General features: G+C 51.9%; 11 protein-coding genes. 4 read left to right on the top strand and 7 right to left on the bottom strand.

Translation table 11 applies throughout. The features are described 5' to 3' along the window. Positions 1–11 precede the first annotated feature (11 nt). The 5 genes from hpsA to tsaD form a co-directional block, all read right to left on the bottom strand. Positions 12–5,882, bottom strand: coding sequence for a hormogonium polysaccharide biosynthesis protein HpsA (gene hpsA / locus C7B82_RS27475; RefSeq protein ID WP_106260088.1), 5,871 nt, complete (start codon positions 5,880–5,882; stop codon positions 12–14). A 347-nt stretch (positions 5,883–6,229) separates the two neighbouring features. Further along, positions 6,230–6,406: a hypothetical protein gene (locus tag C7B82_RS33410; RefSeq protein WP_219904728.1), complete on the bottom strand. Its 177-nt coding sequence runs from the start codon at positions 6,404–6,406 to the stop codon at positions 6,230–6,232. 67 nt (positions 6,407–6,473) lie between these two features. Then, on the bottom strand, positions 6,474–6,710 hold the full coding sequence (gene rpmB, locus C7B82_RS27470; protein WP_106260086.1) for a 50S ribosomal protein L28: 237 nt from the start codon (positions 6,708–6,710) through the stop codon (positions 6,474–6,476). 168 nt (positions 6,711–6,878) lie between these two features. Next, positions 6,879–9,014, bottom strand: coding sequence for a molecular chaperone HtpG (gene htpG / locus C7B82_RS27465; RefSeq protein ID WP_106260085.1), 2,136 nt, complete (start codon positions 9,012–9,014; stop codon positions 6,879–6,881). A gap of 372 nt (positions 9,015–9,386) precedes the next feature. Then, positions 9,387–10,433: a tRNA (adenosine(37)-N6)-threonylcarbamoyltransferase complex transferase subunit TsaD gene (gene tsaD / locus C7B82_RS27460; protein WP_106260083.1), complete on the bottom strand. Its 1,047-nt coding sequence runs from the start codon at positions 10,431–10,433 to the stop codon at positions 9,387–9,389. Between the two features lie 195 nt (positions 10,434–10,628). On the opposite strand from tsaD, the gene C7B82_RS27455 reads away from it, so the two are divergent. From C7B82_RS27455 to C7B82_RS27445, 3 genes are all read left to right on the top strand, one after another. Further along, positions 10,629–11,114: a Photosystem I reaction center subunit III gene (locus C7B82_RS27455; RefSeq protein WP_106260081.1), complete on the top strand. Its 486-nt coding sequence runs from the start codon at positions 10,629–10,631 to the stop codon at positions 11,112–11,114. A 187-nt stretch (positions 11,115–11,301) separates the two neighbouring features. Next, positions 11,302–11,430: a photosystem I reaction center subunit IX gene (psaJ, locus tag C7B82_RS27450; RefSeq protein ID WP_106260079.1), complete on the top strand. Its 129-nt coding sequence runs from the start codon at positions 11,302–11,304 to the stop codon at positions 11,428–11,430. Between the two features lie 327 nt (positions 11,431–11,757). Continuing rightward, a complete protein-coding gene (locus C7B82_RS27445; protein ID WP_245940124.1) occupies positions 11,758–12,312 on the top strand; it encodes a photosystem I reaction center subunit XI in 555 nt (184 codons plus the stop codon). A 123-nt stretch (positions 12,313–12,435) separates the two neighbouring features. On the opposite strand, the gene gmk is transcribed toward C7B82_RS27445, so the two are convergent. Beyond that, complete coding sequence (gmk, locus tag C7B82_RS27440) at positions 12,436–12,993, bottom strand: guanylate kinase (RefSeq protein ID WP_106260076.1); 558 nt, start codon at positions 12,991–12,993, stop codon at positions 12,436–12,438. 175 nt (positions 12,994–13,168) lie between these two features. Next, complete coding sequence (gene remA / locus C7B82_RS27435) at positions 13,169–13,426, bottom strand: extracellular matrix/biofilm regulator RemA (RefSeq protein ID WP_425443675.1); 258 nt, start codon at positions 13,424–13,426, stop codon at positions 13,169–13,171. Between the two features lie 164 nt (positions 13,427–13,590). On the opposite strand from remA, the gene C7B82_RS27430 reads away from it, so the two are divergent. Next, positions 13,591–15,351, top strand: coding sequence for an Rqc2 family fibronectin-binding protein (locus C7B82_RS27430; RefSeq protein WP_106260128.1), 1,761 nt, complete (start codon positions 13,591–13,593; stop codon positions 15,349–15,351). Positions 15,352–15,444: the final 93 nt, after the last annotated feature.

Raw genomic sequence — 15,444 nt, 5'->3', positions numbered from 1 at the left:
AGACGACGGAATTAGGATGGGCACTTCGCATCAGGGAAGAGACTATCAGGCAATGCAATGCAAAGGTTCCGAATGTAAGGATCATTCGCGGCGGGTTCCTGATAGAACTCGTTGCGATCCTTCGTTGCGGTGACAAAGCGTGCCGCTGCTGGCCCCGCTGGAGACTTCTGCAAGGCGACATCATAGCCCCAAAGCCGAGCAGGTGGACTGTAGTACGTAATCCGCTCATTCCCGGCGGTTGGTGTCGAGCCAGGCTCCCAAACCTGCTGGTCAAACGGTGAAGTGGCATAGTTGCTAAAGCTAAGCTGCAAGAAGGAACCCGCAAACCAGAGGCGATCCCAGTCTTCCAGAAAACGAGGGAAATTGTGCAACCCACCGTAGGACTGCCCATTCTTTGAAGGAATCAACCCACTGATCACAATCGTGTTGACACGAGTGTTTTCGGCAACCTGTCTAGTCCGAGTGTCATTGGCGATGTTGTAATAAGTGCCGTTAACAGGAGCACTGGAGTATGGAATGGGCGCCAGGGGCTTCTGCTTGAGCAGACCTTCTCCTGTATTTGCCGCTCGTGCGTTCACCTGCGATTGCAACGCCAGCCCATCCCCATTACGCGAAACTTTGATGGGCGAGAAGATATCGTAGGGATTCTCCCGCAGCCAGCCCCAGTTACCAGCTCCACCACCGGGGAGATCGACACTGGGACGATTCTGGTTCAGGAAGCTGGTGACACCATTATTGGTACAGCCTCGTCCATAGAGAGCGCTGTTAGTAGTGGTGTAAACGCTAGCACCGCCACTGTTACCTGCACTTGCCCGATAGGGAAAGAAACCTGCAGGAAAGTTAACGCCGGAATCAGTTCTGGTGCGACCCTCGTAGGTAGCAGTGCCAAGCGTCGCATTGCTCGAAGTGCCCGCCGTCATAAATGTGTCGAGCGCACTACCGTCGCAGAATGTGTCGGAAATAATTGAAATGGCGTCTGCCAGGATTTCAGAAGGTCTCCAGCGATCGCCATCACGATCGGCGAAGTTATTTTCACGATTTTGCCGACCGTAGAACTCGGTCTCGTTGTAGTTGCCGTTTGGCAACTGCTCCTTAAACTCTTCTAGCCGATTACCAACCGTGTCGTCTGAGCCATCCTGATGGAGATTAAAGTTCCCCATGATGTAGAGCGGGTTATCCGTGAAGAAGGAGAGCCCCCGAATATTATCTTGAGCTGGAACGTTGGTGCCGGCATGACGTTTGAGCTGCGAACCATTCCGTAAGCGGAAGCCGTATGGACGACGATCGGGGTCAGGCACACCATCAACTTGCTTCACTGAGATGAGCGTATTGGCAATGACCGCTGGATCAGTTTGTGAAGCGGGGTTGGTGGTATTGGTAAAGGTACCAGCTGCCGGGCGATTGATGGCATCTTCTCGCACTGCGTCTTCACGGAAGGCATACACAATGCCGCTAAGGGGCAACCAGACATCGCTGGCATCCGTCACAGGCAATGACGAAAGGTTTACCGTAGCGTTGACTTTCGTACGACGCAACATACCCAGGTCAACATCTGTGACCCGTGCAGGCATCCATTCTCGCCCGTTGAACAACGCCCGGTCGAGGAACGGAATCACCGCCGTCACGCCTGTCACAGCCGTAGCGTTGGGTGCCGTAATCCGGTTCGGCGGCGTATTTTGCGCGACGACCGAAACGCTCGATAGAAGCGAGACAGGCAGTTGCCAGGTGTTGTTATTCGTAATTGAGAAGGGATTGTTAAAGCCCGTCGGCAGTTTTCGGGGCTTAAGAGCAAGCCTTGTTACCGAGGTGTCAGCAAGCGGATTGCCAAACGTCTTGTAGGAGTAACTTAGGGTCGCAGTTGATTTGGGATCTTTGAAGCTAATAGGCTGGTCGCCACTAGCTGTGATATCAATATCTTTCACCACATAACCAATATCCCTGCCAGCCGGAATAGCAGGAGCCGTGAGCGTATCAACAGGCTTGTAAATGACTGATGCATTAACGGTGCTTATATAAGCGTCAGTGATGTAGGGCTCTGCCCACGGTTGAAAGGCAGCTGGTAAGATGTTGCTAGCATTTGCGGCGACGGGGGTTGGGTCGGTAGAACCAACCAGCGGATAGGGAAGCTGTCCTGTTGGCTGACGATGGTCAACATCATCCTCCCAGTTGAAGCCTGTAGTACCGTTGTTGTCTCGCTTGTTAGCAAGGCCAACCCCATCAGCAGGAACGATGGTGCCTGGCAACCCCCCTACACCAGGAGTCACCGAGCCAAAGTCTTCAACAGCGCCCAGATGACTGTGTTGCACTTCTGGAAAGAGGTAGTACAAGGACGGCCACTTTGGCGCTACTGATGCAGCTAAATATGGATAACCATTGTCGTTCGATGAAGAAGCCGTGTAGGGTTTTGCAGGATCATTAAGGCCTGTTCCTGGGGCTTGAAGTGCAAACGCGGTCGATCCAGTAGTAGTCGGGGTGCTTTGAGAATAGGTGTTCGTTGAGTTCTTAGGAACGAACTTCGTAACTGCGGCTGGAGAGTTTGGCGTAGTAGAGTCACCATTGCGTGCTGGAAAACCTTGATCGCCAGGATAGTCTCGCACGGCGCCCGGAGAGATCACTGTGCCACAGAGCCGAGATAGCGCTAGCCTCGAAATGCTGACGGTTGGGTCAACTTCGAACTTGGAAGTAGTTGAGCCTGCAGTAATAGGTGCAGCGTAGGCAAACACGCCTGCTTCACCCGTCAGCTTACCAACCGGATCATTGATGGCAAAAACGTTGGGGTCACAAGCAGACGACCACAGATTAACTTTGCCCTGGATCAGCGCAACGTAAGGGTTATAGTTCCAGGTGTTGGCAGCAGGAGACGGGCGGAAGCCAAAGGTGCGATCGCGTCGGATCTGAAAATAGGTGAAAATCTGCTCTGCTAGACGGTAACGGGGGTCGTTATTCGGGTTGATACTGGAGTTAGTAGCTGCAATGTACTCTCGCAGTTTGCCGAGATAGGCTTCTGCTGGCACACGATCGTAGTCGCGTGCATCATAAGAAGCCGGATCAACTGTCGTCGCACTTGGGTTGTAGCCATAGGTTGCCAGTCGTCCCTTCGGCAAGACTTCAAAGTTGCCAGCCGCTTCATCGACGGTGCCATCCATCAGCTTGTACAGGTCGCCCACCAACGTGGTGACGATCGGCGAACCTTGACCAGGACGGACAATATCGTTTTTGAAGTTAGTGGGGTCAAATTTCTGGACGGTATCGATGTTGTATGCCAGCATGCCCAGCGTGCAGCCTGCTGTATGTAAATAGGTTTTGTCAGCAATGCTGAGTTTGTCGTAGCCAACCGCGTTGAGCTGTGCCAGCGTCCGCCGCAGGTTGGAGAAGTTCCCCCACATGGCAAACTCTGGGTCGGGATGAATTTGGCCTGCTTCTTGCGTAGGCGGAAAGGCTCCCGTTTTAGCATCACTAACGTGGTCACCTGCGAACTGAGCCAGGTTTTGCAGCCCAATCCGTAGCGGGCTGGTGGCATCGGCAATATCACGAATAAAATCTGACTTATTGCCACCTGGAGAATCAAACTCCCAGCCATCGGTGCCACGGCCGTTGAAGAAGTCTGTCAAGAGCGCAGTATCGATCGTGCTCGGACTGGCGTTATTCGCAGGGTTCGTACCCGTTGCCGTGCTATCGACAAACACCGTCGGCACGAAGTTCAGTGACTGCTGTAGCGTCAACGGCGATCCAGGATGCACCACGCTCGCCATGCAGGCAACCGGGTAGTCTTTATCAACCGCAGCGTGGTACACAGCCGTGCTTTGAACCGCTGCCAGGTTATCACGGAGCGCCCGACGCTGACGGGCTTCATGGGTAATGGTGGCAGAATGAGGCGGGTATAGTGGATCGCCTTCATTGTCGCTCTTATCCGGATCAATTAAGTTGGGGTCTGTAGAAGTGGCGTACGTGCTATTACGCAGTTGGGTGTAGATACCATCACCGATCGTCGTAGTGCCATTAACGACTGTGGGTGCAGGTGCTGTCGTCTGAAGATATGTCTGTTCCGCAGTGTCAGTGGTAACTGCCGCTGGTCGATCTTGAGGTGTAACCCAGCCATAAGTATTGCCCAATTCCAACCGCTGACCCACCAGTACGCGCAGCCCCTGGAAGCGAGCGCGCCGTTCCCAATAACCATCCAGACCCAGATTGGGCGTGTCACCCGCCTTAGCATTCGGGTCATCCTGCGCTGTTAAAGCAGGATCAGCTGGAATAGTCGTTGTGGCCGTAGTCGAAACGTTATCAGTAGCGGCAATCAGGTCACCGATTTTCTTACCGCTGGGAATCTGTACCTGGTCGCTATACTTCTGCTTAGGCCCATAGCGATCGTCTGCTCGATACGTGTCATCAACATAAGGCGCAGACTCTGGGCGGTTAAAGATCCGGCTTTTCAGCGTGCTGGTATCGTAAGCAGCCCGACGAGCATTGCGGTTGTTCGTACCCACTCTTGGCTTATAGCTGTTGTTCGTTTGAATCCCCAACGGGTCAATAGAAAGGTCAAACGGAGCGCTACTGCCATTAACCGAATCACTACCAGAATTGAGCGTTTGCTGATTAGTCGCTGGATTAAAGTTCTGGTTCCAGATGTAAACCAGGCTGCTGCCGCCATAGCTATTGGCACCGACCAAGCCGCTAATCACCTGCCCCTGAAAATCTTGCCCGTTGTTGACAGTAGGGGTGACATCAGTGACTGTAATCTCGGATGAGGACTCGTACCACAAGCAAGAGTACGGCGAACTGATCAGGTAAGCACTGAAGCTGTTGTTACCAACAATCAGGTTGCCCTCAGTATGCATTGCCCCATTCCACTGGAAGGGCGGGCCCGGGAAGATCTCCAAGTCGTTGCGGAACCAGGCTCCCCACTTGTTGCCCCGGTTCAACACCCGGTCTTGCTGAAACTCCAGAGTGGCAAGATTAGTCGTACTGCCAGCTTTGGTCGCACTGTCAGGCAGTACAAACGCATCCACCTGGAAGTTTCGACGCAAAACGGCGGTGTTGCTGGTGTCTTGATACCAGCCTTGCTCCACGCTAGAACCACCGCTGCTAGAGCCTCGGCACCCAGCCGCACTAGGAGAATTGCTCAGTGGCCCCGTACGGGCGAAAGGAACAGGCGATCGCGGGTCACTGCCAGCAATACCTTTTGCCTTATCGGAATCACTGAGGGCAACCAGCCGCTGCCAACCCTGCGTAATGTTACTACCAGTGCCCGTGTTGGGTGGAATTGAGAAGGCGATCGAGTAGACGATCGTGGCATCATCGCTGCCATCGCCATCGGTATCCGCCCGAAAACCCCAGGCGTTATCAGGCTTGGTGTCACCATTGCTATCGAGCCGTCCGGTCGCAGAACCATTAGCTGCCCCCCACGTCTTCTCATCGGGCAACGTGTAGGGGTCGTTACCGCCAAGAAGCAGTTGCCCTGCTTTTTGACCATTAATTGTTGTAGTGCCGTCATTGAGCAGCATCGACACTAGAAAATCTGACGACGGCACACCACCAGGGAAACGGGTGTCTTTCGTGGAGTCGAAGAGGAACTCAATTTTGGCACGGGCACGATCGATCGCAGGGGTTGCCGCATTGTAAATCACGCGGTTTTGCGTTTCATTAATCGTGCGCGTGCTGGTGTTAAAGGCGCGATAACTCAGGGCACCCGCGGTCAACGACACAATTAGGATGAGCAACACGGTGGTTGGCAACACAAAGCCTGACGTCGATCGAGTTCTACGGTTGGCAATCAAGGCAGTTCGCAGCAGCCACCCAACGAGTGCCCGACTCAGATTGCGGGAGAGACGGGCAACCTGCCTAAAAAGGGATTGGACAGCCTTGGCTAGTTTACGGTCTGACATGATAGCTGCTTCCTGCGACTACGCGAGAGATTGGACTGAACTCACAGAGTGATCAAACGGGCACTACACAAGGCAAAGCAAGGGCGCTCTGCAAGGGTAATGACAATTTCTTTGTTAAACACTCACAAATTTCTGATGCAGATGTTCACTATGTAACAGTTCAAAGAGTCTGTAATCAACCGGGAAGACACGAGTTCGAGAAAACGAGGAGAGATGACAAAGTCAGCAAATTAACGGAGCGGTAAAGCAAGTGTACTGAAGCAAGGAGATCAATTTTGCGAGCCACATTTTCTGTCTGTCACAGTAAGGGATGGAGCCTTGCAGGAGGTGTGTTGTACGTTGCCGCTTCACGAAAACTTCACCGACTCAGCACGAAGAGATGTATCAATAGTACCCATCTGCCCCCTTGAAGCGATCATGCCGGCCAAACATTTTTTGACCGCTTTTTGATCACCAATCAAGATTCCGATCAATCCAATTATTCTTTGAGAAGATTTTATAAAAGCAACAATCGGGCGACCCACGGAGATCGCCCGATACTTTTTACATGTTCTTGACGAACAGTGCTCATTGTAGATAGCCCACTGAATCCTAGAAATGATTCAGATTGATGCCTGCTTCTTTTGCAAAGACAGCAAGGCTCTTATGCTCAAGGGTTTTGATCGCTTTCGTAGAAAGCCGCAGCTTGACCCAGCGGTTGCCTTCAGCCCACCAGACGCGCTTCCACTGCAAATTGACTTCTTGCAGTTTCTTCGTCCGACGGTGGGAGTGAGAAATGGCAAAGGCATTATTTGCCTTTTTGCCAGTGAGTTGACATCGACGAGCCATAGCAATCTCCGGGGTGTGCGCCTGCGCAATATGTAACCAGCATACTATTGTATACAACTACCTGAAAAATCGGTAGTTGTAGGAGAATTTTCAAGTGAGGGGGTGAGGCGTCAAGAATCAGACGCAATGAACTCAGAACGTCATCCCTCAGCCCTCAAATGCCATCGCTCATGATGCGCGATCGGTTAACCGGGTTAACACTGCGTTCGATCGCTCGACAAAGGCTTGCATCCCTTCAGCGTCAAAGCCTTTTTGTGCCATCAGCGCCAGGTCATAAACGTGATGACAAATCATATTGGCAAGTTCAGCCGAAGGGGATTGTCCTTCACTTTGAATGATGGCTCCCTGGCTGAGGCTCACCAGATTTTGGATGAGCGGGTGCGAGGTGTTGACCAAAAGAATGTGTTCTTCGGGAAACTGTACGGCCTGCTGTTGCATGAGCGCGGTCATCTCTTGCATCCGTCGTAAATGCTCTGGCAGTAGCACCATGGCTGGCGGCACGCCCTTCGCATCGCTGGACTTCAGTGCTTCTGTGCGGATGGTCAGCTTGGGCTTGTTGAGCGCTTTCTGGAACAACTCTTTGATGCGATCGCTACGGGTTTGATTCGTAGCGGGGTCAACAATGTCAGCCGGTTTGTCTTTGTCGATCAACGTGTCGTCCAGATCAGCATCGACCCGCGAAAACTTCACATCCGGATGTTCACGCTCTAGGAAGCTGACAAAGTGACTATCGATGAAAGAGTCCATAAACAGGACTTCTAAACCTTGCTGCTTGTGAAGCTCCACATAGGTTGTTTGAGCCACTTCGTCGGTACAGTAAAAGACGCGATTAGGATGATGCTCCTTGTTGCGCTCCAGATATTCTTTGAGCGTGGTGTAAGGAGGTGAGGAGAGAGGGGTAAGAGGTGAGGGGTCAGATATGGAGTCAGCAGTGGGAGCATTAACGTCTTGCCACGCATCACCATCAGCAGATTGAACCTCAATTTTCGGCTCACTCACCTCACGCCTCTCACCTCTCACCTCACTCAACTTTGCGGTCGTGCGGTAGATAAGAATATCCTCTACCTGCTTCTTGAACTTGTCGTCGTTGATGGAGCCAAATTTGACAAAGGTGCCAAGGTCTTGCCAGCAACGAACGTACTCATCGCGGTTGTCGCGGTAAAGCTCTTTGAGCCGATCGCCCACTTTTTTGGCAATGTAGTCCGCGATGCGACGCACGGTGCGATCGTTCTGCAAAAAGCTGCGGGAGACGTTCAGCGGAATATCCACGCTGTCAATCACGCCGCGCAACGGCAGCAGAAACTTGGGAATGACTTCTTCGCAGTTATCGCTGACAAAGACCTGGTTACAGAAGAGTTTGATTTGACCTTTGGTGGTGTCAACGTCGGGCTTAAGCTTCGGGAAGTAGAGAATGCCGTTGACAACGAACGGATAGTCGGTGTTGAGGTGTACCCACAATAGCGGCTCTTCCTGGTACGGATAGAGATAGCGATAGAACTCCAGATAGTCTTCGGACGACAACGAGCTAGGCGCTTCTTTCCAGGGCGCTTTCTGGCGGTTGATCTGTTCAGGCGCTTTAATTTCGGGAACTTTGGTTTCTGCTGGAGCTTCGGTGGTCGCGTCAGAAACCGCTTCTGTTGTGGCTTCTGGAGCAGTGGCTTCCGGGGCCGCTTCTTTGACTTCTAGCTTGATCGGTACAGGTAGGAAGTCGCAGTAGGTCTTGATCAACTGCCGAATGCGGTAAGGCTCCAGATATTCCTGTTCTTCGTCCTGAAGAAGGAGGGTCACGGTGGTACCGCGATCGCTACGGGTCGATTCACTCAGTTCAAATTCGGTAGAACCATCACATGACCAATGAACGGGTTTGGCTTCTGACTTATAAGAAAGGGTGTCAATATACACCCGCTGCGCCACCATAAAAGACGAGTAAAAGCCCAACCCAAAGTGACCAATGATTTGCTGGTCTCCGGCAGCTTTATATTTTTCGACAAACTCTTCGGCACTAGAGAAAGCAACCTGGTTGATATATTGCTTCACTTCATCAGCCGTCATGCCGATGCCTGTATCAGTGATTGCCAAGGTTTTCTGTGCCTTGTCGATCGTGATCACAATTTCAGGATCGCCAATCTCTCCAGAAAGCTCACCCGAATAGGACACCATTTTGAGCTTTTGAATCGCATCAACGGCGTTAGAGACCAGCTCTCTTAGAAAGATTTCGTGGTCTGAGTAAAGCCATTTCTTAATGATGGGGAAAATATTCTCAGTATGAATACTGATATTGCCCTTTTCGAGAACGGTCGTCATGGTAATACTCCAAATATCTCAGCAGATTGATCTCAACAGGTTGATGGCAGACGTAGAGCGAAGCCAATGAGAAGTAGCTAGTTGTTTTTGATTGTACTGAGAGGTTTGTCTTACTTGCAGATGCGGATTTCCCTACCTGGAGGGATGAGGGCAGAAAGGCTAAAGGCTAAAGGGGTTGTTGGTTATTAGGAGCGTGGATTAAATAACATCGGTCATCCTCACGGTAAGGGCTTAGCATTCGGCAGGGTTGCCTTCGGCTACGGTAAGCGCTTTTACCCGAATGCCAAGCCCCTTGTCAGAAGAAAGCTGACCGCTGATAGCTGACCGCTCAATCAACTCAAAACTCAAAACTTTCCTGGCTCCTGACTCCTATCAAGCGTGGGTGTAGAGCTGCATGACATCGCTGATGGGCATACGTGATTGGGCTCCCAGCGTTAACGGTGAGGTGTGACCGCGATCGAGATGGTCGGCAGCGGCACAGGCAATCATGGCAGCGTTGTCAGTGCAAAATTTGAGCGGGGGAAAGAGGACGCGCAGGTTATGAGCTTGCGCAGCGGTTTGGAGGTGTTGCCGTAACCCACTGTTAGCAGCAACGCCACCACCCACAACAATTGTATTCAGCCCGTAATCAAGCGCGCAGGCGATCGCGCGTTTGGTCAACGCTTTAGCAACGGCTTCCTGAAAGCTGGCGGCTAGATCTTCTACAGGCAGCGTCCCGGTTTCCTCCTGGAGCTTTTGGGTTAGACGTAGAACGGCTGTTTTTAAGCCACTAAAGCTGGAGTCGTAGCGGTGAAAGCCACCGGTTGGTAACGATACTTGCCCTTCAGGTAAGGCAAAGGCTTTGGGGTTGCCTTGCTGTGCCAAGCGATCGATCACAGGGCCACCTGGATAGCCCAGATGCATCAACCGCGCCACTTTATCAAACGCTTCGCCAGCTGCGTCATCGCGAGTGTGCCCCAACGTTTCGTAGTGACCGCAATCTTTGACGTAAATCAAGCTGGTGTGACCACCAGATACCAACAGGCATAGAAACGGCGGTTGCAGATCAGCAGCCGTCAGGTAAGACGCATAGATGTGCCCTTCTAGGTGGTGCACGCCAATGAGCGGTTTTTGATAGAGCAGGGACAGCGTTTTGGCTGCGGTTAAACCGACCAACAGTGCACCGACCAAACCGGGAGCACATGTGACGCCGATCCCATCAATGCTTTTCCAGTCAAGTTTTGCGTCCTGGAGTGCCTGCGCGATCGCAAGATTCACATACTCCACATGCTGACGCGATGCCACCTCTGGCACAATCCCACCATAAGATTTGTGAACCGCAATCTGTGACGCAACAATGCTACTCAAAACTTGACGATTATTTACGATCGCCACCGCTGTTTCGTCACAACTTGTTTCAACTGCCAAAACCGTCGCCATTTGCTGGTACCTTTTTGAAGGTATGAACTGCCTCTTGTACCTTAGACTGCAACAGGGGTCGTTTCAAACGGTACGATGCTAATTTAGTGAACCGACCGTTGCAAGACCTCTAAACTGTTTGACTAAGCGGTTTGTACGAAAATTTTTGCCTTTTGCCTCCTGTGTTTTGTAATTAAAAAAAAGGGAAACAATTCCATGCAACGGTTGTTTGCTCTAGTGCTCGTCGTTATGCTCTGGTTCGGGTTTGTCTCCATCCCTCCAGCCAGTGCCTCCAACCTAACACCTTGTAAAGATTCAGCCGCCTTTGCGCAGCGAGCGAAAGACTCGATCAGCGCGACGGCCAAGCAACGTTTTGACTTCTATGCCAATTCTGGCGTTCTGTGCGGTGAAGAAGGTCTTCCTCACCTGGTTGTTGACCCAACAGCGGCTCACGCTGGCGAGTTTGCGATTCCAAGTATTCTTTTCCTCTACATTGCGGGTTGGATCGGCTGGGTTGGCCGTGCTTACCTTCAGGCAATTAAGAAGGGATCGAATCCTGAACAAGATGAGATCATCATTAACGTCCCCTTGGCGCTCAAGTTTGCGCTTTCTGGCTTTGCTTGGCCCCTAGCGGCGATCAAAGAGTTCACCACTGGTGAACTGACAGCAAAAGATGACGAAATTACTGTTTCGGTTCGTTAGTAGTCCCTTGTTTCTATAGCTTGGGTTCGCGGTTTGGGCTTTGGACTTTGGACTGGCGCTTCTGGGCTATGCACGCCAACGCATTTCCTCTTTGGCGCTAGTCGTTTAAACTCTTTGGCGCTAGTCGCTTTAATTGAGCGATCGTCCAAAACCTAAGGTCAATTCAGTCTTTTCAGGAGAACACTTTATGACGTATTTCCTCAAGTATCTTTCGACTGCTCCTGTAATCCTGACCGCTTGGTTGGTATTTACAGCCGGTATTCTCATTGAGTTCAATCGCTTTTTTCCCGATTTGTTATTTCATCCAATGCCTTAAGTCAGTTGGATCAGGCGATTGCGCCTTAAATGAAATTCACAACGACAGAGGGGTACGATCGTCAGCGATCGCACCCCTCTGTCGTTGTTAGCTTGTCTTGATGACCCTTGAGGCGTCAATCGGTCTTACCTGACGAATCCAGCGAGCTTTTTACAGGTAGACCGACCACCTTAAACAGCGCAGAAAATGCTTTACAGGCACACATAGTCGATCGGCTTTGGACTAGAATTTGTCTGGAATTCGAAGAGAGTGCCACGCATCAACGTCTATGTTGAAGGTGTTTAGCAGCCAAATCGTGGAGGATTCAATCATGCAGGTAGGAGCTTTATGGCAGTCAGCGAGTCTAATCATCCATCTGGCAAGGGAGTACAAAGCCAAATGAGTCAGAGCCCAGCCGCAGACAAACCCAAACAAACGGCACTACCATCAATAGCGCCCAAATTTGCCTATGCGGCTGGCGACCCACAGGAAGGCAATTTAGCCACTCCCATTAATAGTTCGCAACTGACCCGGTGGTTTATCAATCAGTTGCCTGCCTATCGTCCGGGGGTCTCTTCCTTTCAAAGAGGGCTGCAAGTGGGTCTCTCCCACGGCTTTTGGTTGGTCGGGCCGTTTGTGGCGCTGGGTCCCCTACGCGATACGTCTCTAGCCCTCCTTGCAGGTCTGCTTGCCGCGATCGGCGTAGTCGTAATTGCGACGCTTGCGCTCTTAGCCTATGCTCTCAGCGCACCGCCACCCCCGATCGCAACCTTAACAACACCGCACCCACCAACTGACTTAAGTACACCTCACGGTTGGCAAGAACTTGCTCGCGGCTTTCTATTCGGCGGTACGGCTGGTGCAGTTTTTGCAGCCGTTTTACTGCTGATCTTTAGCCTTTAGTGCAGTGACCTGATCAATGACCTGATCAATGCATAGATGACCGCTGGAGCGATTCCAGCAGCAATCTTTGAGCAGCGCGTAGGAAAGTTGTTGGCGCTGACGTCATCGACATCCTCAGTAAGGCTAACAAGCGGCGGCGGCAAAGAGGGTTGTTTCGATCCGGTCTAGCGCTTTGGCAAAGTCATCGTTGACAATGCAAATATCGAATTCATCGGCAGCAGCGATTTCGGTGCGTGCGCGTTGCAAGCGACGTGTAATCGCTTCCTCGCTATCCTGTGCTCGACTCCGTATGCGGTATTCCAGTTCAAGGAGAGATGGCGGCAAGATAAAGATCTGGAGGGCATCGGGGAAATTTTTGCGAATTTGGCGTGCCCCTTGCAACTCAATTTCTAAAATGATGCGTCTGCCATCGCGGATGTGCTCTTCAACCGCTTGGCGGGGCGTACCATAGAGGTTTCCGGCGAACTCTGCCCACTCCAACAATTCACCGTTCGCAACCATACGTTCAAAGGCACTACGGGAGACAAAATAGTAGTTTTTGCCATCTACCTCTCCCGGTCGAGGCGATCGCGTTGTCACTGATATCGAAAGGTAAAGCTCTGAATGGCGCTGAATCAGCGATCGCAGCAGTGTGCCTTTTCCGACTCCGCTTGGCCCCGTTAAAACAATTAATGCGCCCATGTCCGCTTCCTACTCTCAGTAATAATGACGATGCTCAACAATAAAGCTGTGTTACAACAACGCGGTATTAATAATTCTTTACCTTATTCTTCATCTTTAACTAAGGAAGCCCCTTCTGGCAACACAACCAACAAGTTTGAGCAAAGACAGCTGCTTAGTCAGCGCTTAAAGCTGCTTACGCATCACTCTGTCCGTCTTTGCTGATAACGAATCGATTCGCCACTGTTTCCGGTTGAATGGCTGACAGAATAACATGTCCGGAGTCAGTAATGATCACTGCCCGTGTGCGACGACCATACGTTGCATCAATTAACTGCTTGCTATCTCGCGCATCAGTGATGATACGCTTGATGGGAGCAGATTCTGGGCTCACGATAGCGATCACCCTGTTTGCAGAGACGATATTACCAAAACCGATATTGATCAGCTTCATGTCCATATGGACTCAGGGCAAGGGTGGGTACGCAACCAAACAAACCGTAGGCTTCTATCGTAGTTCACAAGAAAATTGTGGAACCAGGTCGAACAGCCAAAAAAAAGACTGGTACGAGCATCCGGTGCAGCCAGGTCTTCGTCACCCCTCACTCTTCATCTCCTTTGCAACCTGTTGACTTTACCACCCTCACCGCGATCGGCGCAGAACTACGAGCCGAATGGTTGCCCGCCCGTCTAGAGCAGGTCTACCAGCGCGATCGTTATACCGTTTACTTAGGCTTACGTACCCTCAACCAGCGTGGTTGGCTGCTGCTTTCCTGGCATCCGCAAGCAGCGCGTCTCTGCGTTAGCGAGGCGCCACCCCGTACTCCCGATACTTTTACCTTTAGCCAACAGCTCAAACACCAACTAGGAAGTTTGGCATTGGATGCAATTGTCCCGATCTCGCCGTGGGAGCGCGTTCTTGATCTTCAATTTACCCAACGTCCTGGAGAGCCTGCGCTCTGGCATCTTTATGTAGAAATCATGGGCAAGTACAGCAACGTGGTGCTTGCCAATCAAGACAACGTGATCGTCACAGCGGCACACCAGGTGAGTGCTCAGCAATCCAGCGTGCGTCCCATCCAGACAGGGGAAGTGTATACCTTACCGCCACCGTTGACTGATCCAACACCCAAGTTAACGGAAGCGCTCGATCGCTGGCAGGAGCGAGTCAGCCTGGTGCCTGGCGCACTGCGACGCAATTTGCAAAAAAACTATCGGGGGCTCAGTTCTGCGCTGACCCTCTCGTTGATTCACGCCGCAGGACTCACCCCCGACCAATCCACTGAGAGTCTCAGTACAGACGATTGGCAGCGTTTGTTTGAGCGCTGGCAAGAGTGGCTGCAAGCGCTGGAGCATGAAACCTTTCAGCCGGGATGGACAGCCGAGGGTTACACCGTGCTCGGTTGGGGCATGACGCAAGCCGTCGATCGCATACAAACAGTCGTTGATCGCTACTACACCAGCCAAATTGATCAGCAGGAATTTGTTCAACTGCGTCACCAACTGACCCAAAAGCTGCATACCAGTCTCGAAAAGTTGCGTCTCAAGGCAAGCGTCTTTCAAACGCGCCTCCAGCAATCTGATGTCGCCGATCGCTACCGCGAGCAAGCCGATCTGCTCATGGCAAATTTGCAGCATTGGCAGCTAGGGATGTCTGCTATCACGCTGCCTGACTTCACGACCGAGGAGCCGATCACAATCCCGCTCAATCCCGAAAGAAATGCAGTGCAAAATGCGCAGGCATTTTACAAGCAGCAGCAAAAACTGAAGCGTGCTCGCAATGCGATCGAACCCCTATTGGCAGAAGTTAAAGCCGAAATTAACTACCTGGAACAAGTCGAAGCGGCGATCGCAGAACTGGAGACGTATCAGACGGCTGAAGACCTGAATACCCTGGATGAAATTCGTGACGAGCTGATTCAACAGCACTATTTGAACGACCCAGAGTATCGCAACGCTAATTTGACCCAGAAAGACTCACAAAGCCATCCCCATCACTACATCACGCCAAGCGGTCTTGAAGTACTCGTGGGACGGAACAATCGCCAAAACGATCAACTCACGTTTCGAACAGCAGGAGACTATGATCTCTGGTTCCACACTCAAGAAATTCCCGGTAGCCACGTCCTGCTACGCTTAACGCCGGGAACAGCGCCGGATACGGCTGACCTGCATTTTGCTGCGAACCTGGCGGCCTACTACAGTCGAGCACGGCAGAGCGAGCAAGTCTCCGTTGTCTACACAGAGCCGAAGCATGTTTACAAGCCAAAGGGCGCGAAACCAGGGATGACCGTTTATAAACACGAGCGCACGCTTTGGGCGCAGCCGCAACGGGGTGAGGGGATTGTGCGGCAGCAAGGGGTGAAGAGTGAGAGGTAAGCGGTGTGTAGGTAAAGACTGGACGTTGAAGGCAGAACGCCAAAAGCAGAAGGCCAAGGGAGCTTTGCAGCGAGGGACGTCTGCCATCAGGAT

It is taken from the genome of Stenomitos frigidus ULC18 (genome assembly GCF_003003795.1).
Taxonomy (GTDB): Bacteria; Cyanobacteriota; Cyanobacteriia; order Leptolyngbyales; family Leptolyngbyaceae; genus Stenomitos; species Stenomitos frigidus_A.
The sequence above is the reverse complement of the archived record's forward strand: the minus strand, read 5'-3'. Positions and strand labels throughout refer to the sequence as shown.